The sequence below is a fragment of the Endozoicomonas sp. PH6C genome, assembly GCF_059322965.1.
In genome coordinates, this window is the sequence record NZ_CP185342.1 from 4,080,601 (window position 1) to 4,101,541 (window position 20,941).

The 20,941-nt window shown below is 43.1% G+C and carries 14 protein-coding genes; 2 read left to right on the top strand and 12 right to left on the bottom strand.

Annotated elements, in window-relative coordinates; all coding sequences use genetic code 11:
* Positions 1–9: 9 nt before the first annotated feature.
* The 6 genes from ACOMG9_RS15785 to ACOMG9_RS15810 all read right to left on the bottom strand — a co-directional run bounded on the left by ACOMG9_RS15785 (position 10) and on the right by ACOMG9_RS15810 (position 13,184).
* On the bottom strand, positions 10–1,827 hold the full coding sequence (locus ACOMG9_RS15785; protein ID WP_494529083.1) for an F-box/WD repeat-containing protein: 1,818 nt from the start codon (positions 1,825–1,827) through the stop codon (positions 10–12).
* Between the two features lie 176 nt (positions 1,828–2,003).
* Positions 2,004–3,809, bottom strand: a complete 1,806-nt coding sequence (locus ACOMG9_RS15790; RefSeq protein WP_494529084.1) for an F-box/WD repeat-containing protein — start codon at positions 3,807–3,809, stop codon at positions 2,004–2,006.
* 166 nt (positions 3,810–3,975) lie between these two features.
* Positions 3,976–5,778 carry an F-box/WD repeat-containing protein gene (locus tag ACOMG9_RS15795; RefSeq protein ID WP_494529085.1) on the bottom strand — a complete coding sequence of 601 codons (1,803 nt, stop codon included), beginning with the start codon at positions 5,776–5,778 and terminating at the stop codon, positions 3,976–3,978.
* Positions 5,779–5,944: 166 nt separating this feature from the next.
* Positions 5,945–7,744, bottom strand: coding sequence for an F-box/WD repeat-containing protein (locus ACOMG9_RS15800; RefSeq protein WP_494529086.1), 1,800 nt, complete (start codon positions 7,742–7,744; stop codon positions 5,945–5,947).
* Positions 7,745–9,447: 1,703 nt separating this feature from the next.
* Entirely contained in the window at positions 9,448–11,259 is a 1,812-nt protein-coding gene (locus tag ACOMG9_RS15805; protein WP_448217596.1) for an F-box/WD repeat-containing protein, read from the bottom strand.
* 263 nt (positions 11,260–11,522) lie between these two features.
* A complete protein-coding gene (locus ACOMG9_RS15810; RefSeq protein ID WP_494529087.1) occupies positions 11,523–13,184 on the bottom strand; it encodes an F-box/WD repeat-containing protein in 1,662 nt (553 codons plus the stop codon).
* A gap of 459 nt (positions 13,185–13,643) precedes the next feature.
* Here ACOMG9_RS15810 and ACOMG9_RS15815 point away from each other — a divergent pair, with 459 nt between their 5' ends.
* Entirely contained in the window at positions 13,644–14,831 is a 1,188-nt protein-coding gene (locus tag ACOMG9_RS15815) for an RING finger protein (RefSeq protein WP_448217599.1), read from the top strand.
* A 154-nt stretch (positions 14,832–14,985) separates the two neighbouring features.
* Here the strand turns inward: ACOMG9_RS15815 and ACOMG9_RS15820 are convergent, their stop codons facing one another.
* The 6 genes from ACOMG9_RS15820 to ACOMG9_RS15845 form a co-directional block, all read right to left on the bottom strand.
* On the bottom strand, positions 14,986–16,026 hold the full coding sequence (locus ACOMG9_RS15820) for a ShET2/EspL2 family type III secretion system effector toxin (RefSeq protein WP_494529088.1): 1,041 nt from the start codon (positions 16,024–16,026) through the stop codon (positions 14,986–14,988).
* A 64-nt stretch (positions 16,027–16,090) separates the two neighbouring features.
* On the bottom strand, positions 16,091–17,146 hold the full coding sequence (locus ACOMG9_RS15825) for a ShET2/EspL2 family type III secretion system effector toxin (RefSeq protein ID WP_494529089.1): 1,056 nt from the start codon (positions 17,144–17,146) through the stop codon (positions 16,091–16,093).
* Between the two features lie 207 nt (positions 17,147–17,353).
* Positions 17,354–17,485, bottom strand: a complete 132-nt coding sequence (locus ACOMG9_RS15830) for an aminopeptidase N C-terminal domain-containing protein (protein ID WP_448217602.1) — start codon at positions 17,483–17,485, stop codon at positions 17,354–17,356.
* A complete protein-coding gene (locus tag ACOMG9_RS15835; protein WP_448217603.1) occupies positions 17,439–18,578 on the bottom strand; it encodes a hypothetical protein in 1,140 nt (379 codons plus the stop codon). Before ACOMG9_RS15835 ends, ACOMG9_RS15830 begins: the two co-directional genes overlap by 47 nt.
* 97 nt (positions 18,579–18,675) lie before the next feature.
* Positions 18,676–18,837 carry a hypothetical protein gene (locus ACOMG9_RS15840; protein WP_494529090.1) on the bottom strand — a complete coding sequence of 54 codons (162 nt, stop codon included), beginning with the start codon at positions 18,835–18,837 and terminating at the stop codon, positions 18,676–18,678.
* Positions 18,834–19,856 (bottom strand): hypothetical protein, encoded by a 1,023-nt coding sequence (locus ACOMG9_RS15845; RefSeq protein ID WP_448217604.1) that lies wholly within the window; start codon positions 19,854–19,856, stop codon positions 18,834–18,836. Before ACOMG9_RS15845 ends, ACOMG9_RS15840 begins: the two co-directional genes overlap by 4 nt.
* A 527-nt stretch (positions 19,857–20,383) precedes the next feature.
* Between ACOMG9_RS15845 and ACOMG9_RS15850 the strand changes: the two genes are divergently transcribed.
* On the top strand, positions 20,384–20,836 hold the full coding sequence (locus tag ACOMG9_RS15850) for a hypothetical protein (protein WP_448217605.1): 453 nt from the start codon (positions 20,384–20,386) through the stop codon (positions 20,834–20,836).
* Positions 20,837–20,941: the final 105 nt, after the last annotated feature.

Consider the following 20,941-nt stretch of genomic DNA (forward strand, 5'->3'; position numbering starts at 1 on the left):
AGTCAACGATCAATTATTGCTTGAATCCAACTTCATTCTTAACTTATTAATTCGCACTATGTGATCGCTAGTGATCGTCACCACGTAGTCGCCACCAGCCATAAAGCCGACTCTTGTGATCCAATCATTATGGGAAATAATAACTTTTTCGCTCCATGATCCATCAATTTCCTGACCATAGATCCTTGCTGTTCTATCTTTGTGGGTGGTCAGCACTAAGCGGCCATCGGGGCTGAAGATAGCTGGGTTATACGGATTATCACGGGAAATGATGGCTTTTTCGACCCATGATCCATCAACCTTCTTGCCAGATATTTTCTTGGTACCATCTCTGCATCTGGTTAACACATGGCAACCATCCGGGCTGAAGATGGCTGAGATAATATTGCTATCATGGGAAATGGTGAGTTTTTCTTCCCAAGATCCACCGTCCTTCTGGCCGCAGATTTTCGCCTTGTTAAGACTGATGGTCACCACATGGCGGCCATTGTGGCTAAAAGTGGCTGATCTGACGCCGCAATCATGGGAAATTGAGGCTTCCTCTTCCCATGAGCCATCGGTCTTCTGACCGAAGATTTTCGCAGTGTCATCGTCACTGGCCGTCACCACTCGGCAACCATCGGCGCTAAAGGTGGCTGAGTTGACCAATCGTTTATGGGAAATGGTGACTTTTTCTACCCATGATCCATCGACCTTCTGGCCATGGATTTTCGCCTTGCAATGACCACTGAGGGTCAACACGTGGCGGTCATCAGCACTAAAAATGGCCGACTTGAGAAAGTCATGATGGCGAATGGTGGTTTGTTCTTCCCATGAGCCATCGGTCTTCTGACAATAGATTTTCGCGGTTTTATCATAGTTGGCCGTCAACAGTAAGCGACCATCGGCGCTGAAGGTGGCTGCTTTGATCAATGAGTTGCAGATAGTGACTTTTTCTGACCATGATCCATCGTCTTCCTGACTATAGATTTTTACCCCCTTTCCGAAAACATCAGTCACCAAATGACTACCATCGGCACTTAAGACGGCAAATTGGAACCAATCATCATGGGAAATGGTGAGCTTTTCTTTCCATGATCCATCGTCTCCCTGACCAAAGATTTTCAACCTATCATCTCTGTAATTGCCAAACACCAAATGGCTGCCATCGGCACTAAAGCTGGCTAATCTGATATCGTCTCCATGGAAACAGGAGAGCGTACACTGCCATGACCCATTAACCTTCTGACTAATGATCTTCACCTCACCATCTCTACTGGCGGTCAACAAATGGCGACCATCGACGCTGCTGGTGTCAAAGTACACATGGCTATGGTGAGCAAAGACAGCCTCTGTAACTAAATAATACTTTTTGTATTGAGACATCAGTCGAGCTTTGGTGAAATGGCAGAGAGCAGGAAAATAAGCTCTCTCTCGCTGTTCTACAAGTGAATTGACTAACGCTTGATCCTTCGTAAACGGTCGCAACCAATTACAGAGTTGCTCTTTATCCTTTATAGGAAGAATCTTCTTTAATTGATATTGATGTGGTGAAGAAAGCCGACGATACCATGCCTTTTCCAGAGCATAATCGTTTTTAATGACATTGTTAAAGTGAGTACAAACTTGCTGTAAGCGGGTAACATCTCGAAACTCCAGCAAACGAATAATTTTGATTGTTATTTCGAAAGGAAAATAGAGCAATAAAGATTTTTTGTTTTTTTCTTTTTCAGGTATAGTGACGGTTCTATCCGCACTAATACCAGATAGTTCTTCCCCCAACTGAGTGCGATTGGTTAACAGCGAGAGCGAACCGGCCATACTGGATTTATTATTCGTAGGATCCAAATCTGATTTCTCCTTTGTTAATATTCTTCCTGTAAAAAGATCATTAAAGATTGATACGGTTGATCAGACTCGGTTTTGAAGTAAAAGTTCATTAGAGGGTCTTAAGTGCAACTAATAAACTTTCAGTCTTTCAGCACAGGCAGGATTGAGTCCCTTTTATTTGCCACAGTCAACCATCATTCACTCGTCCGCAGTTTATTAATTCGCACTTCATTATCGCTGCTGATGGTCAATACATGGTTACCATCGGCGCTGAAAGTGGCTGATTTGATCGAGCGTTTGTGGGAAAGTATGGCTTTTACGACCCATGATCCATCAGTGTGCTGGCCAATAATTCTCGCCGTGCAGTCATCACTGGCTGTGACCACATGGCGACCATCAGGGCTAAAGGTGGCAGTGTTGACAGAATGATTATGGTAAAAGGTACGTTTTTCTTCCCATAATTCGCCCTTCAGGCCGAAGATTCTCACGGTGCCATCGTTACTGGCGGTCAGCAAATGACGATCATCAGGGCTGAAGGTGGCAGAGTTGACACTGCCATCATGGGAAATGGTGACATTTTCTTTCCATGATCCATTGGCCTGCCGACTGTGAATTTTGACCTTGTCATTTCTACCGACGGTCACCACATGGTGGCCATTGGCCGTTAACCTGGCTGATTCGACCCAGTGATTATGGGTAATGGTGGCTTCATGTTCCCATAATCCATCAGTCTTCTCACCATAGATTTGCGCCGTGTTATCAACACTTGCCGTCGCCACACGGTGGCCATCAACGCTGAAAGTAGCTGAATTCAAACGGTAATCATGGAAGATGGTCACTTTTTCTAACCATGATCCGTTCTCTTCCAGATGGTGGATTTTCGCCTTGTAATCACCACCGACGGTCACCGCATGGCGGCCATTGGCAGAGAAGGTGGCTGATAAGACCCAGTGATCATGGGTAATGGAGGCTTCTTCTTGCCATGAACCATCAGTCTTCTCACCATAAATTTTTGCCGTGTTATCAAAACTGGCAGTGATCAAATGACGACTATCCGAGCTGAATGCGACAGATGTGACCCAATTATTATGGGAAAGGATGAGTTTTTCTTCCCATGATCCATCATCCTCCTGGCTAATAATTTTTGCCGTGAAGTCGTCGCTGCAAGTTACCAAATGGCGACCATCAGGACTGAAGGAGGCTAAGCCGATAAAACCATTATGGGAAAGGGTGAGTTTATGCAACCATACCCCACCGACTTCCTGACCATAGATTTTCGACGTGTTATCCACACTGACGGTCACCACATGGTGGCCATCGGCACTGAATGTGGCTGAGGTGACGTGACCATGGTGGGAAATGACGGCTTCTTTTACCCATAATCGCTTATTATCATTCTGACCATAGATTTTCGCCTTTCTGTCGTTACTGGCGGTCACCAGATGACGGCTATCGGCGCTGAAGTTGGCTGATCTGATACGGTTACGGTTGGCAATGGTTGCTTTATTCTCTAAATCAAATGTTTTACATCGAGACATCAGTCCAGCTCTGGTGAAATAGAACAAAGCAGGAAAATAAACTTTCTTTCGGTATTTTATGAGTGATTCGACTAACGCTTCATCCTCCGTAAACGGCCTCAGCCAAAGACGAAGTTGTTTTTTATCTTCTGAAGGAAGGCTCGTCTTTAATTGATATTGGTGTGGCAAAGAAAACCTCTGATACCATGCCTTTGCAAGGGCATGGTTGTCTTTAATAACCCTGTGTAAATGGGTAGATACCTGTTGCAAACGGGCAATATCCCTGAGCTCCAACAAGCGAATAATTTTGAGGGTTAATTCCTCGGGCAAATCGTGCAATGAGGGTGTTTTTTTTATTTCTTTTTCAGCGACAGCGACAGACCTGCCCACACTGTAACCCGATAGTTCTAATGCCGATCGCGCAAACTTGATTGTGGGCGAGGAATAACCGACCATGCTGGATTTATTATTTGCAGCATCCATCACTGATTTTCCCTGAATTAGAGTAACCGACGATTGATAAGGAGGCTCAAAATTGATGAAGCAAATTAGAGTCGGTTTTGAAATAAAAGTTCAAAAAGTAGTGTCCTGAGTTTCTGTCTTTGAGTACATGCAGAATGGCGCCCCGTTTATTTATCACAGCAAAGAATCATTCACTCATCCATAGTTTAATAATTCGCACTTTATTATACCTACTGATAGTCAATACATGGTTACCATCGGCGCTGAAAGTGGCTGATATGATCGGACATTTATGGGAAAGGATGGCTTTTACGACCCATGATCCATCAGTGTGCTGGCCAATGATTCTCGCAGTGCAATCGTCACTGGCAGTTACCACATGGCGGCCATCAGGGCTAAAGGTGGCTGAGTTGACAGAATCATTGTGGTAAAAGGTACGTTTTTCTTCCCAAGATCCGTCCTTCAGGCCGAAGATTCTCACCGCGCCATCGTTGCTGGCGGTTAGCAGATGGCGGTCATCAGGGCTGAAGGTGGCTGAGTTGACAGTGCCATCATGGGAAATGGTGACATTTTCTTTCCATGATCCATTGTCCTGCTGGCTATGGATTTTGACCTTCTTATCTTCACTGGCGGTCACCACATGGCAGACATCAGAACTGAAGGCGGCTGAAGTGACCCAGTAAACATGGGAAATAGTAGCTTCTCGTTCCCATGAGCCATCAGTCTTCTCACCATAGATTTTCGCCGTGTTATCCAAACTGGCCGTCACCAAATGATGACCATCGTCGCTGAAGGTAGCTGACTGCACAAAGTCATCATGGGAAATGGTCACTTTTTCTAACCATGATCCATTCTCTTCCAGGTGGTGGATTTTCGCCTTGCGATCATCACCGACGGTCACCGCATAGCTACCATCAGCACTAAAGGTGGCTGATCTGATCCAATGATCATGGGAGATGGTGACTTTTTCTTCCCATGATCCATCGTCCCGCAGGTGGAGGATTTTCGCAGTGTGATCGGCACTGACGGTCAACACATGACGGCTATCGGCGCTGAAGGTGGCATAGTTGACCCAATCATTATGGGATAGGGTGAGCTTTTCTTCCCAGGATCCATCATCCTTCTGACTGATAATTTTCGCTGTGTGGTCGTTACTGGCGGTTACCACATGACGACCATCAGGGCTGAAGAAAGCTGAGTTGATGAAATTATTATGGGAAATGGTGAGTTTATGTACCCATGACCCATCGACTCCCTGACCATAGATTTTCGACGTATGATCGAAACTGAGAGTCACCACATGACGACTATCGACACTGAAGGTGGCTGAGTTGACATCAAAATTGTGAGCAATAGTTGCTTTTTCTACCCATTTTCCCTTGTCATTCTGGCTATAGATTTTCGCCTTTCTGTCGTCACTGGCAGTCACCACATGACGACTATCGGCGCTGAAGTTGGCTGATCTGACAATATCACGATGGGCAATGGTCGTTTTTTTCTCTGAATTAAATATTTTACATTGAGACATAAGTCCAGTTTTGGCGAAATGAAACAAAGCAGGAAAATAAGCTTTCTTTCGGTATTTTATGAGCGATTCGACTAACGCTTCATCCTCCGTAAACGGCCTCAGCCAAAGACGGAGTTGTTTTTTATCTTCTGAAGGAAGGCTTGTCTTTAATTGATATTGGTGAGGTGAAGAAAACCGCTGAAACCATGCCTTTGCCAGAGCATGATTGTCGTTAATTACCCTGTGTAAGTGAGTCGATACCTGTTGCAAGCGAACAATATCCCGAAGTTCCAACAAACGAATAATTTTGACGGTTAATTCCTCGGGCAAATCGTGCAATGAGAGTGATTTCTTTATTTCTTTTTCAATGACGGCGATAGACCTGCCCGCTCCGTCACCAGAGGGTTCTCCGCCCGATCGTGTGAGCTTGGTTGGAGGCAAGGAAGATCCAACGACGCCGGAGTTGTTATTTGCGCTATGCATACCTGATTTTCCCTGGACTAGTCTTGCCGTCGATAAACAAGGAGGTTCAAAATTGATGGAGAAAATTAGAGTTGGATTTGAAATAAAAGTTCAAAACATGGACTTAAAAGTTTCTGTCTTTAAGCACATGCAGAATGGCGCCCCTTTTATTTGTCACAGGAAACCATCACTCACTCATCCGTAGTTTAATAATTCGCACTTTATTATCCCTACTGATAGTTAATACATGGTTACCATCGGCGCTGAAAGTGGCTGATTTGATTGAACGTTTATGAGAAAGGATGGCTTTTACGACCCATGATCCATCAGTTTGCTGGCCAATGATTCTCACCGTGCAGTCATCACTGGCGGTTACCACATGGCAACCATCGGGGCTAAAGGTGGCAGAGTTGACCCAATCATTACAGAAAAAGGTGCGTTTCTCTTCCCATGATCCATTGATCTTAAGGCCACAGATTTTCACCGTGCCATCCATACTGGCGGTCACCACATGGCGGTCATCAGGGCTGAAGGTGGCTGAGTTGATCCAATCATTATGGGACAGGGTGAGCTTTTCTACCCATGATCCATTGACCTGCCGGTTATGGATTTTGACCTTGTAATCTCTACCGACAGTCACCACATGGCGGCCATTGCCAGTTAAGTTGGCTGATGTAACCCAGTGATTATGGGAAATAATGGCTTCTTGTTCCCATGAGCCATCAGTCTTCTCACCATAGATTTTCGCCGTGTTATCCAAACTGGCCGTCACCAGATGATGGCCATTGACGCTGAAGGTAGCTGACTCCACGTAGTTATCATGGGAAATGGTCACTTTTTCTAACCATGATCCATTCTCTTCCAGATGGTGGATTTTCACCTTGTGATCATCACCGGCGGTTAGCGCATGGCTACCATCAGCGCTAAAAGCGACTAACTGGATCCAGTAATCATGGATAATGAAGGCTTCTTCCTCCCATGATCCATCAGTCCTCTCACCATAAATTTTCGCCGTGTTATCGAAACTGCCGGTCATCACACGACGGCTGTCAGAGCTGAATGTGACAGAGTCGACCCGGTCATTATGGGAAATGATGAGCTTTTCTTCCCATGATCCATCATCCTTCTGGCTAATAATTTTTGCCGTGCGGTCGATACTGCCGGTTATCAAGTGCAGACCATCCGGGCTGAAAGAGGCTGAGATGACGAAACCATTATGGGAAATGGTGAGTTTATGTACCCATGACCCACCGACTCCCTGCCCATAGATTTTCGCCGTGCGATCCTTACTGATCGTCAACACGTGGCGGCCATCGGCACTGAATATGGCTGAGTTGACGTGACCATCGTGGGAAATGGTGGCTTCTTTTACCCATAATCGCTTATTGTCATTCTGGCCATAGATTATCGCCTTTTTGTCGTTACTGGCGGTCACCACATGACGGCTATCCGCGCTGAAGTTGGCCGATCTGACACGGTCATAGTGGGCAATGGTAGCTTTTTTCTCTAAATCAAATATTTTACATTGAGACATTAGCCCAGTTTTGGCGAAATAAAACAAAGCAGGAAAATAAACTTTCTTTCGGCATTTTATGAGTGATTCGACTAACGCTTCATCCTTCGTAAACGGCCTCAACCAAAGACGGAGTTGTTTTTTATCTTCTGCAGGAAGGCTTGTCTTTAATTGATATTGGTGCGGTAAAGAAAACCGCTGAAACCATGCCTTTGCCAGAACATGATTATCTTTAATTACCCTGTGTAAGTGTGTCGACACCTGTTGCAAGCGGACAATATCCCGAAGTTCCAACAAACGAATAATTTTGATGGTTAATTCCTCGGGCAAATCGTGCAATGAGGCTGTTTTCTGTATTTCTTTGTCGGGTACAGCGATGGATCTAACTTTACTGACACCTGATGATTTTCCCTCCAATCGAGCGTAACCATCTGACAGCAAGACTGAACCGGCTACGCCGGATTCACTATTCATAGAATCCAAACCTGGTTTCTCCTATGTTAGAACTTTCAATCAATTAAAAAAGAGCTTTCAAAACTGATGCAATTAATAAGTACTCAGCCATACGGAATCGAATATTTCTGGCTTATTGGGCAGGTGCTCTGCAAGGCGCAACGACGGGAACATAGCAAGCTATGTGACCAGAGTTGCAACGCATCACGACTGCATGGATGCAGGAGCTAGAGCAACGCAGGAGCAGTTGCCGCGAGTGCCTGAACAATGAGTCAGAAAATATGATTTCGTATGGTTGAGTACTTAAGAGTAGATTTCGAAATAAAAGTTCATTAATTGGAGTTAAGTGCTGATTGCCATTCTCCCCCACCTGAATCGAGGCTGTCGCAAAATTCTGGCTCCCATGTTTCAGCGTGGGAACCGGGTTTTGGAACACCGTATTCAGATGGAGAAGGATGTTAAATTCTTCATGATTACCCGGAAACGGTCAACTGGAGTGGAAGAGCGGTAAGAAAAGACGGAAAAGGCTCTATATCAGAATGCATACTCCTGTTCTGAAAAGGCTTGCAATCGATGCAGACGAATGACTAAGAATCATGAGTTGCAATAATCGATTCTATCGTGCTGTTGGGCGAATCAAGGCTTTGAAGGCTCATAAGTACAGTTCAATTATGGTTTTGTGAGTTAAATTATTGTAGTCGTTTATTTTGACTGTTTGATTCATTTTTTTGGTCTTATACTTCATCATTTTTACTGAATAACTTTGGTGAGATGACATTGTGTGTCTTTTAAAACCTATGCAGTCGTTTTTCAACGCTTTATTGAGTTTGCCGCTATTACCAAAGTAAAAGTTTGAGCCGTTGCGGTGAATCTTAAGCAAGATGAATTATAAATTAGTTTCTAATTTATAAAATTTTTGCGTGACCAGACTTTTTCTATTTTTGATTTATCTCCTTATTTATTATTTATTCTTTATTCTTCGCTTCGAAAGGCTGGGGATAAGGCCCAATAACTACTAAAAATCGAGATAAGGACGCAAACGGTGAACTTGATTCAGGTGCTTTGCTATTCCAGGTATCCAATGCTACTTTTTCATCGTAATGTAAATTTGAGACCACTTTAGTATGAGACTCACAAATACGATTTTAGTGTTATTAATATGTTTACTTCCTTGTTATTCAAGGGCAACAGTCCTCTCAACTGCTACTCGCCTCATCTCATTGAATGACAAAGCTTTAACAATATCATTTAAAAAAATCGAAGCTAGCCATACAATGCTTTTGAATGCTTTTGAATGCTTTTGAATGCTTTTGAATGCTTTTGAATGCTTTTGAATCATCCAGGCTTTCAACAATGATTGTGTCAGTTAGAATGATGAGAGCAGTGCTTTTAAGTGAAGGTCAAACTAACCCGACAGATCCGAAAGATATATTTAGGGCAATTATGGAACTTGGTAGAAGCCGGCGTTGGCAATACTCCGTCTAATCTTTTAAGTACTTTTGCTAGCGATTCTCCATTGACCGGGCCAGGTGGTGTACTTGATACAACTCTTCAGGGTTTGCAAGAAAACAAAGGTTTGAATGAAGACTTAAAGAAGGTCTTGCTCATGGCTTCGTACGCGGTTGCAGCCAATTACGGAGTTATTCTTTATCCTCTGTAGGAAGGCTTGTCTTTTTGTCTTTCACAACCAGAATGGCGCCCCTTTTATTTATCACAGTAATCAATCATTCACTCATCCGTAGTTTATTAATTCGCACTCTATTATCACTACTGAAAGTCAATACATGGTTACCATCGGCGCTGAAAGTGGCTAATTCGATCGAACAATCATGGGAAAGGATGGCTTTTACGACCCATGATCCATCAATCTCCTGACCATGAATCTTTGCCGTTCCATCTAAATGGGTAGTAAGCAAATGGCGGCCATCGGTACTGAAAACGGCTGGGCGAAAAGAATCTCTATAGCAAATGATGGCTTTTTCGACCCATGATCCATCAGCCTTCTTGCCAGAGATTTTGCTGGTACCATACTTACAGCAGCTTAGGACATGGCAACCATCGGGGCTGAAGATGACTGAGATAATATTTTTATCATGGAAAATAGTGAGCTTTTCTTCCCATGATCCATCGTCCTTATGACCGTAGATTTTCACCGTGTTATTACAATCGGTGGTCACCACATGGCGGCCGTTAGGGCTAAAGCTGGCTGAGTTGACCCAGTGATCATGGAAAATATTAGCTTCTTCTTCCCATGCTCCATCGGTCTTCAGACCATAGATTTTCACCGTATTATCCTCACTGGCCGTTACCACTCGGTAACCATCGGTGCTGAAAGTGGCCGAGTTGATCAGTCGGTCATGGGGAATGGTGACTTTATCTACCCATAACCCATTGAGCTTCTGGCTGAGAATTTTTACCTTGTAATCTCGACTGACAGTCAACAGATGCTGATCATCAGCACTAAAGATGGCGGATTCGACAAATTCATCATGGGGAATAGTGGTTTCTTCTTCCCATGAACCATCATTCTTCTGAACATAGATTTTCGCAGTTTTATCAACACTGGCCGTCACCACTCGGCGACTATCGGCGCTAAAGGTGATTGAGGCGATTGTCAGATTATGGGCAAGAGTCAGTTTTTCTACCCATGATCCATCGACTTCCTGACCATAGATTTTCGCCGCAGTAAAGTTACTGGCAACCACCAAATGACGACCATCGGCGCTGAAGGTGGCTAAGTAGGACCAACTGCAATGTGAATGGGAAATGGTGAGTTTTTCTTCCCATCGCCCATCATCACCCTGACTACAGATTTTCGCCGTTTTATCCACACTGACGGTCACCAAGTGCTTGCCATTGGCACTAAAGACGGCTGATATGAGACCGTTTTCATGGGAAAGGGTGAGTCTTTGCTCCCAAGACCCATCGCCCTTCTGAGCAATGATTTTCACCTCGCCATTTATACTGCTGGTGACCCAATGGCGGCCATCGGTGCTAAAGTCGATTAGGTTCGGACTGCCATTATGAGCAATGACAGCTTCTGTATCCAAATAATACTTTTTGTATTGAGACATCAGTCTAGCTTTGGTGAAATAGAACAAAGCAGGAAAATAAACTTTCTCCCGGTGATTGATGAGTGATTCAACTAACGCTTCATCTTTCGTAAAGGGTCGCAGCCAATTACGGAGTTGTTCTTTATCCTTTGTCGGAAGGATTTTCTTTAATTGATCCTGGTGTGGTAAAGAAAACCGGCGATACCATGCCTTTTCCAAGGTATGATTATCTTTAATAAGACTGTTAAAGTGAGAAGATACCTGTTGTAAACCGATAATATCCCGAAACTCCAACAAACGAAAAATTTTGATTTGTAATTCTTCGGGCAAAGAGTGCAATGAAACTGTTTTCTCAATGTCCTTACCAGGTAGAGCAATGGATCTGCTCGCACTAACACCCGACGACTCTCTCTCTATTGGAGTGTTCACAGGCTGTAGCGAGAGTGAAGCGACTGTGCTGGAAATGTTAGCGTTAGAGTCCATGCTGGGTTTCTCCTGAGTTACTACCTCCCCGTTTAAAGAGGGCATTCAAAATTGATGCTGTAAATTGGATTCGATTTTGAAATAAAAGTTCCATTAAAAAACTCAAAATACAATCACCACACATCCCAAAGAAAAATCAGGAAATCTACTTTCAAGAAGCTTATCATCCAACAGCACAGTTTTTTCCAATAAAGAATACAAGGAAACACAATACAAAGATTCTGCCCTTACATACGAAAAAGTTGTCTACGCTCATTCAACCATCAATCCTTCTTGCGTAGTTCAGTGATTCTCACCTTGTTATCTCGACTGACGGTCACCACATTGCGGCTATCAGCGCTGAAGCTGGCTGCGGTGAATTCTGTCTTTTTTTGAATGGCGGCTTTTTGCAGCCATGAGCCATTGGCCTGCAGGCCATAAATTGTTACGACACCATCGATACTGGCGGTCACCACATGGCAAGCATCGGCACTGAAGCTGGCCGAGAGAACCTTATCCTGGTGGACAATGTTGGCTTTTAGTTTCCATGATCCATCGGTCTGCAGGCTACTGATTTTCGCCGTGCCATCATCACTGACGGTCACCACATGCTGGCAATCGGCACTGAAGTTTGCAGAGGAGACCTTGTTATCGTGGACAATGCAGGCTTTTTCTTTCCATGATCCAGCATTCTGGCTATGGATTTTCGCCTTATGATCGTCACTGGCAGTCACCACATGGAGGCAGTCCGCGCTGAAATTGGCTGATTTGACCCAGAAATCATGTTTGATTGTGCCCATTTTTTTCCACGATCCATCAGCCTGTAGGTCACAGATTATCGCTGTGCTAGCAAAAGTGATGATGACCAGATGGCAGCTATCGGCACTGAACTGGGCCGGGCCGACTCCGCCCTGCTCTGTTTGAATGCTAGATGTTACTGCCCATAATCCAGCAGCTGACTGACCAAGGATTTCAATAACGAAACTCGCAGGATTGAAAATTATCATGTGATGGCCATCAGGGCTAAGTAGGGTCGAGTAGGTCGTATCTTTATGAAAAGCGTCCTCTAGTTCCCATGATCCATTGTTCCCCCGACCAGTGATTTTCACCGAATCACCAAGAGCGGCAGTCACTACGCGGCGACCGTCACCAATAAAGGTGGCTGAAAGGAGGAGATTATTATGGGTAATGATGGCTTTTTCTTCCCATGAGCCATCGTCCTCGAGACCATAGATTTTCGCTGTTTGATCGTGACTGGCGGTTATCAGATAGCGGCCATCGGGGCTAAAAATGGCTGATTTAACCCATTCATTATGTGTAATAATGGCTTTTTGTTTCCACGAGCCATCATCCTCCAGACCATAGATTTTCGCTGTTTCATCGCGACTGGCGGTTGCCAGATGCTGGCCATCCGGGCTGAAATTGGCTTCAAGGACACTATCACCATGGGTAATTTCCAGTTTTTCCACTAACTCGAATTTTTTACATAGAGACATCAGTTTACTGTTGGTGAAAAGTAACTGAGTAGGAAAATGAATATTCTTTTGTTGTTTTATGAGCGGCTCAATGGTCTCCTTATTTGCAAACGGCTTCAACCAATCACGGAGTTGATGCTCACCTTTTGTCTTAATAGTGGTCTTCAGTTGATATTGGTGTGATGAAGGAAAACGGCGATTCCATGCTCTTTCCAGCGCTTTATTTTTTTTAACACGATGACGAAAATATCTGCATACCTTTGCTAAACGAATAACATCACGTAAACCCAGACAGCGAATAATTTTTGAATGTATCAATTCGGGCAACTCAAAGAATGGAGAGTTATTGTTGTGATCCAGAGTAACCTCCCTGCTTTCACTGACACCCGTTGCTGCTTCTTCCCGTTGGGTTTGCTCAAATGTTCGCGAGACTGGTTCGTGTATGCTGAAATTGCTCTTAATAGGGTACATTCCTGATTTTCCCACAGCTCCAAAGTCATTATTTATCCTCCCTTAGAAAGGACATTTAAAATTAATTAAATCTGTTAGAGTGGGGTTTATAACGGAAGTTCAAAATATTGAGGTCATTGAAACCAGGGAAAAGAAGAGTTCTGAACTGTGAAAATGATAGAAAAAAGCTCTTTCATTGAGAGGCCACTATAAAATTGTCATTGGGCCTCGATATAACCTCTGGTTCACAGTTCTTTGGAACCGTTTGATGACCTTTTCTTCGACACACTGCCTCAAAAAAGAAAAATTGTATTTTTCATCAACGAAAACAGCCAGTTAGAAGCATTTTGGCTACATGAACCCCCAACAGTCGGCGATACCTCCATTAGAACGAAACCTCCTGTATGCCCGGTTAGGAACTTTTTCTTGTGGAAATAGTCAAAGATATGAAATTAACCAATAAGATAAGTGAGGTACAACATGAATAACATCAGCAATGGCACACAGCCCAAATGCGCTATGCCTGAGAATAAAGCCCATACTTCGGAATCAACGTCTCCAGCTAATAATGCAAACTTTAAGGGACACCAACTTCAAGCTACAAAGTCATCTCGGCGAGTAGAAGCTGCTCTTCAAGGTAAGTGCAGTATTTGCCTGGATCTTTTCACCAATACTGAAATCAAACCATTATCCTTGTTGCCATGCTTCCATGTGTACCACTCAGAATGCCTTACTAAAACATTAAACAAAAAGTCCTGTCCTGATTGCAGGGATCTTGCCAGTCCTTCAACGATTAAAATTTACGATAATAGCACATCATTAAGAGAAAATTTGCCACTGGAATGCGCTGATAACCTTTGTTCTGTGGTAGGTGACAATGCCTCCATTAGCTCCGGCAAGAAAGCGCTCTGCCCTTATCCTCTTGCAACTTTCCCATATCAAGCGGCAGAAAACTTTCTGGAGAACAACCATGCTCCAATTATTGAATGGCTCCGTGAGTCATTTGCTGAAAAAAAGTACAAAACCGCTCATGTGCATTATGATGAAAAACATTGCGTAACAGACCAATTCGTACACCTTCACGAGAAACCAGCGATTGCCCTTTCTGTGCAGCTCAAACCCAACCAGCCCGAGATAGAATTGTCCTATTGGGCTGAAGATATTAACAAAGCGAAAACTCCGGAAGCTGCTTTCAAAAATCTTCTGGAAGACATGCGAACCGATTTGTTATTTCTCAGCCTGAGAAACACGCATCCAGCCATTTTTGACCTAAGCACAGATCTATACATCTTCCATCATGATTTATGGAGATACAACGCTATTTTCATCAATGACGAACATAACTCCGTGCCTCTTCGCACCATTTTCGATCCATCTACTAAATCTTTTAGCTGGGATAGATTGAAACAGGAGCTGGAAAAAAAGGGTTTTGAATATAAGAAGTTATTCGAAACAACCCCTTCTGAAAAATTTTTAGCTTTTAATCAATTTTCTCGGATGGGAGCTTATGAGAGGCCGGAGGTTGATTCTTTTGACGATTTTCATTCCAATAGCCGGGGGGGAACTGCGGTCTCAGATTGTATCACGCCCAGCTATCAACGTCCTGTTAGTGAAAGCAGGTCAGAAATTCCCTCTGGGGAGTTGGATACCGATAGTTTCTTATTCTGATCTGAAGAAGCTTAAGTACTCAACCGGGCGACACTCAATCACCACGAATTAACTCAGGTGATTAGGTGTATTAGTCAAGCATCAATACGTTTGTACTTAATTCGATGGGAACCAGCAAAATCTTCACCTAAATGGTTCACCTAAAGGCACGCATTTACCGCCGTGGTATTTCGGGATAATGCCCAATTGCTATTTTTATATGACGACTCATCACATTGGGCGAAGCACCAAAGCACTGAACATCACATTGATTAGAAAATCTCTTAAAATCATCAATATTAATCAGTGCTCCATGAGAGAGGAAGCTGGTTTGAAGATCGTCGCCGGTAATGTGTGCAGCCAAATCTGGTTCCGAGAGAAGGATTGTTCTGTGCATGAGTGTAGCGTTAGGGTCATAAAAAATAACCTTCATGCATCCATCCTGTTTCTTTAATCTCAAGGCCATTGCGTGGTCAATTGTGCCATCGTTTTGTGAACGAAAATAAAAGTTCTTTTCATCACCAGCCGACAAATTCCAATATTTTTTTACCAGCCCTGCAAGAGCCTCAGAAAACCTTCCCTCAAGAAAATAATATCCATCAGCAAATATTCCATATTTAGAAAAATTTACTACTTCGTATGGAAAATTAGATGTATTTGCAAAGGTTGACTGTATTTTTTCTGAGGTATTTATTCTTTCAAAAGTATCTTTCCCACGGCCAAATACATTTTTGCCATAAGCCCAGGCAAAATGTCGGCAGACTATTTTTTCTCCAGGTGCTCTAATGTCATTGTCAGAACGGCAGACTTGACCATTGAGGTTTTTTCGAAACCAGGAATTGTCGGAGTTATACATAGGAATAGGAACGATAGAACCATCCTGCTTGAAAACAAGTTTAACCTGAAGGCTTCGCCCTTTTTCATGCAGTTGTTTTATCTTGTTGGAAACATAGCAAGTTGATCTCTCGCAGGCTAGCGGGATGTTAATGTTGTAAGCACTTAATGGTTTGTGGAGTGCTTCAGTAAACCATGCATCAGGGTGTTCTTTCATCAGCTTTGTGGTGAGACAACGCAAAGCACTGACAGAATAACCACCAAAACATGCCTTAATGCCATTAACAAGGGATGTTATGGCCCTGACTGGCAGTAAGGATTTTGAATGACTGTGCCATGAATGTGAAAGTGCCGACTGAACACCAAGATTTATTTGATCCATTAGCTGTTGCTGTTATCCTTTTTTTAATTAACCATAAGTACTCAACCATTACCTGCAGGGTGATCTATCTAAAGACACGCATTTGCCATCGTGCTATTTCGGGATAATGCCCAGGTGCTAAAACTATATGATGACTCATCACTTTGGGTGAGGCACCAAAGCACTGAGTATCACATTCATCAGGAAATTCCTTACCATCATCAATATTAATCAGTGCTCCATGAGAGAGGAGACTGGCTTGAAGATCTTCGCCGGTAATGTGCGCAGCCAAATCTGGTTCCGAGAGAAGGATTGTTCTGTGCATGAGTGTAGCGTTAGGGTCATAAAAAATAACCTTCATGCATCCATCCTGCTTCTTTAATCTCAAGGCCATTGCGTGGTCAAATGTTCCATCGCCTCGTGAATGAAAATAAAAGTTCTTTTCTTCGCCAGCCGACATATTCCAATACTTTTTTACCAGCCCTGCAAGAGCCTCAGAAAACTTTCCCTCAAGGAAATAATATCCATCAGCAAATATTCCATATTGATAATAGTCTGCAGCTTCGTATGGAAAATTAGATGTATTTGCAAAGGTTGACTGTATTTTTTCTGAGGTATTTATTCTTTCAAAAGTATCTTTCCCACGGCCAAATACATTTTTGGCATAAGCCCAGGCAAAATGTCGACAGAGTATTTTTTCTCCAGGTGCTATTTTGTCATGGTCAGAGCGGCAGACTTCACCATTAAGGTTTTTTGGAAACGAGCAATTATCAGAGTTATACATGGGAATTGTAACGATAGAACCATCCTGCTTGAAAACGAGTTTAACCTCAAGACTTCGCCCTATTTCATGCAGTTGTTTTATCTTGTTGAAAACATAGCAAGTTGATCTCTCGCAGGCCAGCGGAATGTTAATGTTATAAGCACTTAATGGTTTTTGGAGTGCTTCAGTAAACCATGCATCAGGGTATTCTTTCATCAGCTTTGTGGTGAAACCCAAAGCACTGACAGAATAACCACCAAAACATGCCTTAATGCCATTAACAAGGGATGTTATGGCCCTGACTGGCATCCAGGAGTCTGAATGTCTGTGCCAGGAATGTGAAAGTGCCGACTGAACATCTAGTTGGATTTGATCCATTATGTGATTCCCCGTCTTTTTTTTAATTACCATGTTCCATTTGCTGAATACATATTTAGAGTATTAAAGTATTAATAAGTTCCACCACTGTTGATCTTTTGAGGAAAAAGTAGAGTTTGCTTTGCAGGAAGGATGCCTTAACAGGGTATCTGTTAAATGGGTTTTGCCCTGCTTCCAACTCGGCAGCAGGGTAGAAAGAGGCAGAGATTACAAACTCTTGGCGACTACTTCATAAATATCGGCAGACAGATCAGGCACAGACTTGATCCGCTTCAGCGCTTTTCTCATGCGCTCACTTATAACTGCCTGGCATTTCTTCCAGCGTGTCAATGGCGTCATCAGACGAGAAGCGAAACCAGTCCCACCGTGCTATTACTTCGGGATGATCAACATGCGCTTTTGCTATTACTAAAAGATGAAGCAAGTTGATGGGTGCGGCACCAAAGCACTGAACATCACATTCATCAGAAGATTTCTTCCCATCATCAATATTAATAAGTGCCCCAACCGAGAAACAATAAGTTAGAAGATCTTCGCCGTTAATGTGTGCAGCCAGATCGGGTTCCGAGAGAAGGAATGTTCTGTGCATGAGTGTAGCGTTAGGGTCGTAAAAAATAACTTTCATGCATCCATCCTGCTTCTTTAGTCTAATGGCCATTGAGTGGCCAATTGCTCCATCGTCTCGTATTTTAAAATGAAAATTCTTTTCATTGCCAACCGAGATATTCCAGTACTTTTTTACCAGCCTCGTAAGAGCCTCAGAAAAATTTTCCTTATGGAAATAATATCCATCAGCAAAATAGGGATTATCAGTCATTTCGCCTTCTGCTAATCCATCTGGACGAAAATCTTCTTCATGTAGAAGATCAGATGTATTTGCAAAAGTTGACTGTACTTTTTCAGGGGTGTTTATTATTTCAAAATCCTTCCGTCGACCAAACACTCTTCTGGCATAAGCCAAAGTGAAATGACGGCAGGCTATCTCTTCACCTGGTGCTATGGTGTCATTATCAGAGCGACGGACTTTACAATTAAGGTTTATAGGTAACTGGGAATTATCGGAGTTATACATGGGGATTGGAACAGTGCTGCCATCCTCCTGGAAAGCAAGTTTAACCTGAAGACTTCGCCCTTGATCATGCAGTTGATTTACCTTGTTTTTAACATAGTGAGTTGATCTCTCGCAGGCTAGCGGGATGTTAATATCATAAGCACTTAATGGTTTATGGAGTGCTTTAGTAAACCAGGCATCAGGGTGTTCTTTCATCAGTTTTGTGGTGATACAGTGCAAAGCGCTGACACAATAACCACCAAAATATGCCTTGATGCCATTAACAAGGGATGTCATGGCCCTGACTGGCATCAAGGATTCTGAATGATTGTGCCATGAATGTGAAAGTGCCGACTGAACACCCAGTTTGATTTGATCCATTACGTGCCTCCACTCTTTTTTTAATGACCATAATCCATTTGCTCACTATATATTTAGAGCACTAAAGTGCTAATAAGTTCCGCAGCTGTTGCTCTGTTCAGGAAAAAGTAAAGTTTGCTGTTGTAGGCAGGATACGCTGGTATTTCTTCCAGTGTGTCAAAGGAGTCTCGGTTTGCGGGTTCTGTTTGTTCTGGGTAATGATCGAGTCTGCCAGGTATTCATAGCCTTCGCCCGCTATAGTAAGACAGATTGCTGTCATGACCGGGAGGGGCCGGGGTAACCGCTATCAAAAGGGCCAAGGTTCTCGGCGGTCTGATCCTGCTTGAGGTTTTTACTGGATAGCCTTTGCATCATTGCTTGAAACCAGTCCCACCGTGCTATTACTTCGGGATGATTAACATGCGCGGTTGCTATTACTAAAAGATGAGGCAACTTGATGGGTGCGGCACCAAAGCATTGAACATCACATTCATCAGAAGATTTCTTCCCATCATCAATATTAATAAGTGCCCCAACCGAGAAACAATAACTTAGAAGATCTTCGCCGTTAATGTGTGCGGCCAGATCGGGTTCCGAGAGAAGGAATGTTCTGTGCATGAGTGTAGCGTTAGGGTCGTAAAAAATAACTTTCATGCATCCATCCTGCTTCTTTAGTCTAATGGCCATTGAGTGACCAATTGCTCCATCGTCTCGTGTTTTAAAAATAAAATTCTTTTCATTGCCAACCGACATATTCCAGTACTTTTTTACCAGCCTCGTAAGAGCCTCAGAAAAATTTTCCTTATGGAAATAATATCCATCAGCAAAATAGGGATTATCAGTCATTGCGCCTTCTGCTAATCCATCTGGACGAAAATCATCTTCTTCAAGTGGAAGATCAGGTGTATTTGCAAATGTTGACTGTATTTTTTCAGGGGTGTTTATTATTTCAAAATCCTTCCGCCGACCAAACACTCTTCTGGCATAAGCCGAAGCGAAATGACGGCAGGCTATCTCTTCACCTGGTGCTATGGTGTCATTATCAGAGCGACGGACTTTACAATTAAGGTTTATGGGGAACTGGGAATTGTCGGAGTTATACATGGGGATTGGAACAGTGCTGCCATCCTCCTGGAAAGCAAGTTTAACCTGAAGACTTCGCCCTTGATCATGCAGTTGATTTACCTTGTTTTTAACATAGTGAGTTGATCTCTCGCAGGCTAGCGGGATGTTAATATCATAAGCACTTAATGGTTTATGGAGTGCTTTAGTAAACCAAGCATCAGGGTGTTCTTTCATCAGTTTTGTGGTGATACAGTGCAAAGCGCTGACACAATAACCACCAAAATATGCCTTGATGCCATTAACAAGGGATGTTATGGCCCTGACCGGCAGTAAGGAGTCTGAATGACTGTGCCATGAATGTGAAAGTGCCGACAGAACACCAAGATTGATCTGATCCAATTCGTGATACCTCTTTCATTTTAAAAATCATGATCAATTTTCTTGAACCTATAGAGTTCAAAGGTGCTAATAAGTTCAAATAAAATAATACTTTTCGATACTCATTCCCTCCGTCCTCTTAATACAGTATGAGTCTCATGCCCAGGCGTCATCGCTAGATGATTCCTCAACAATCAGATATATTGGCAACGGTTAAGTGTATTTTTTTTGAGGTGTTTTTTTAAAAGTATCTTTCCACCGACCAAACACTTTTTTGGCATAAACGACTTAACATGCCTTTTAACCGCGTTCACAGTAGGTTGATACCTCTGTATCACTATATGCTAAATTGCCTCAATGACTTGTTCTTTGGAGTCAACATCATGATACAGAAAGAATATGTACGCTGTGCTGTATTGATTGTCGCACTGGTAATTTGTTCGGCTGCACAGGCAAAATCCGCTGATTTATATTTTAAAAGCAATACAGATAACAGCTACTGGGCCAAGCACACGGATGACGGTAAGTGTATGGATGATAATCCTATGGATAATATTAGTTTCAAGGGAAATAGAGCCTGGGCTGTGACACATATATACTATTCCTCGTCAATTTTTTACTGCGGATGGCATCAGTCCTGGTTCGATTTCGTTGTCAGTGATGCCCAAGGACATAAGGCAAAAATAAGGTGGTACAAGCGCGCAGGTGGCTACTTACCTTTTTTATGGATACGAAGTGACCCCAACCATCTGATTAAAAACTGGAATTCAGAGTATCATGATAACGATATATCACGAGGAGGATATTACTCTACGACTATAGCCCTAAACTATTGAAAGCCATATCAACGCTGTGTCAAAATCAGTCGAATTGTCGCCAACCAGGACCTGCCGTTTATCTGGCAGATGTTTCTTTTTTCTTGGTTCTTTGAGTCTATAGCA

What these genes read in the sequence shown, in the direction of transcription:
- ACOMG9_RS15790 (WP_494529084.1), bottom strand. Translation starts at nt 3,809, where the DNA reads ATGGATGCTGCAAATAATAAATCCAGCATGGTCGGTTATTCCTCGCCC.
- ACOMG9_RS15795 (WP_494529085.1), bottom strand. Translation starts at nt 5,778, where the DNA reads ATGCATAGCGCAAATAACAACTCCGGCGTCGTTGGATCTTCCTTGCCT.
- ACOMG9_RS15800 (WP_494529086.1), bottom strand. Translation starts at nt 7,744, where the DNA reads ATGAATAGTGAATCCGGCGTAGCCGGTTCAGTCTTGCTGTCAGATGGT.
- ACOMG9_RS15805 (WP_448217596.1), bottom strand. Translation starts at nt 11,259, where the DNA reads ATGGACTCTAACGCTAACATTTCCAGCACAGTCGCTTCACTCTCGCTA.
- ACOMG9_RS15810 (WP_494529087.1), bottom strand. Translation starts at nt 13,184, where the DNA reads ATGTACCCTATTAAGAGCAATTTCAGCATACACGAACCAGTCTCGCGA.
- ACOMG9_RS15815 (WP_448217599.1), top strand. Translation starts at nt 13,644, where the DNA reads ATGAATAACATCAGCAATGGCACACAGCCCAAATGCGCTATGCCTGAG.
- ACOMG9_RS15820 (WP_494529088.1), bottom strand. Translation starts at nt 16,026, where the DNA reads ATGGATCAAATAAATCTTGGTGTTCAGTCGGCACTTTCACATTCATGG.
- ACOMG9_RS15825 (WP_494529089.1), bottom strand. Translation starts at nt 17,146, where the DNA reads ATGGATCAAATCCAACTAGATGTTCAGTCGGCACTTTCACATTCCTGG.
- ACOMG9_RS15830 (WP_448217602.1), bottom strand. Translation starts at nt 17,485, where the DNA reads ATGACGCCATTGACACGCTGGAAGAAATGCCAGGCAGTTATAAGTGAG.
- ACOMG9_RS15835 (WP_448217603.1), bottom strand. Translation starts at nt 18,578, where the DNA reads ATGGATCAAATCAAACTGGGTGTTCAGTCGGCACTTTCACATTCATGG.
- ACOMG9_RS15840 (WP_494529090.1), bottom strand. Translation starts at nt 18,837, where the DNA reads ATGACAGCAATCTGTCTTACTATAGCGGGCGAAGGCTATGAATACCTG.
- ACOMG9_RS15845 (WP_448217604.1), bottom strand. Translation starts at nt 19,856, where the DNA reads ATGAAAGAACACCCTGATGCTTGGTTTACTAAAGCACTCCATAAACCA.
- ACOMG9_RS15850 (WP_448217605.1), top strand. Translation starts at nt 20,384, where the DNA reads ATGATACAGAAAGAATATGTACGCTGTGCTGTATTGATTGTCGCACTG.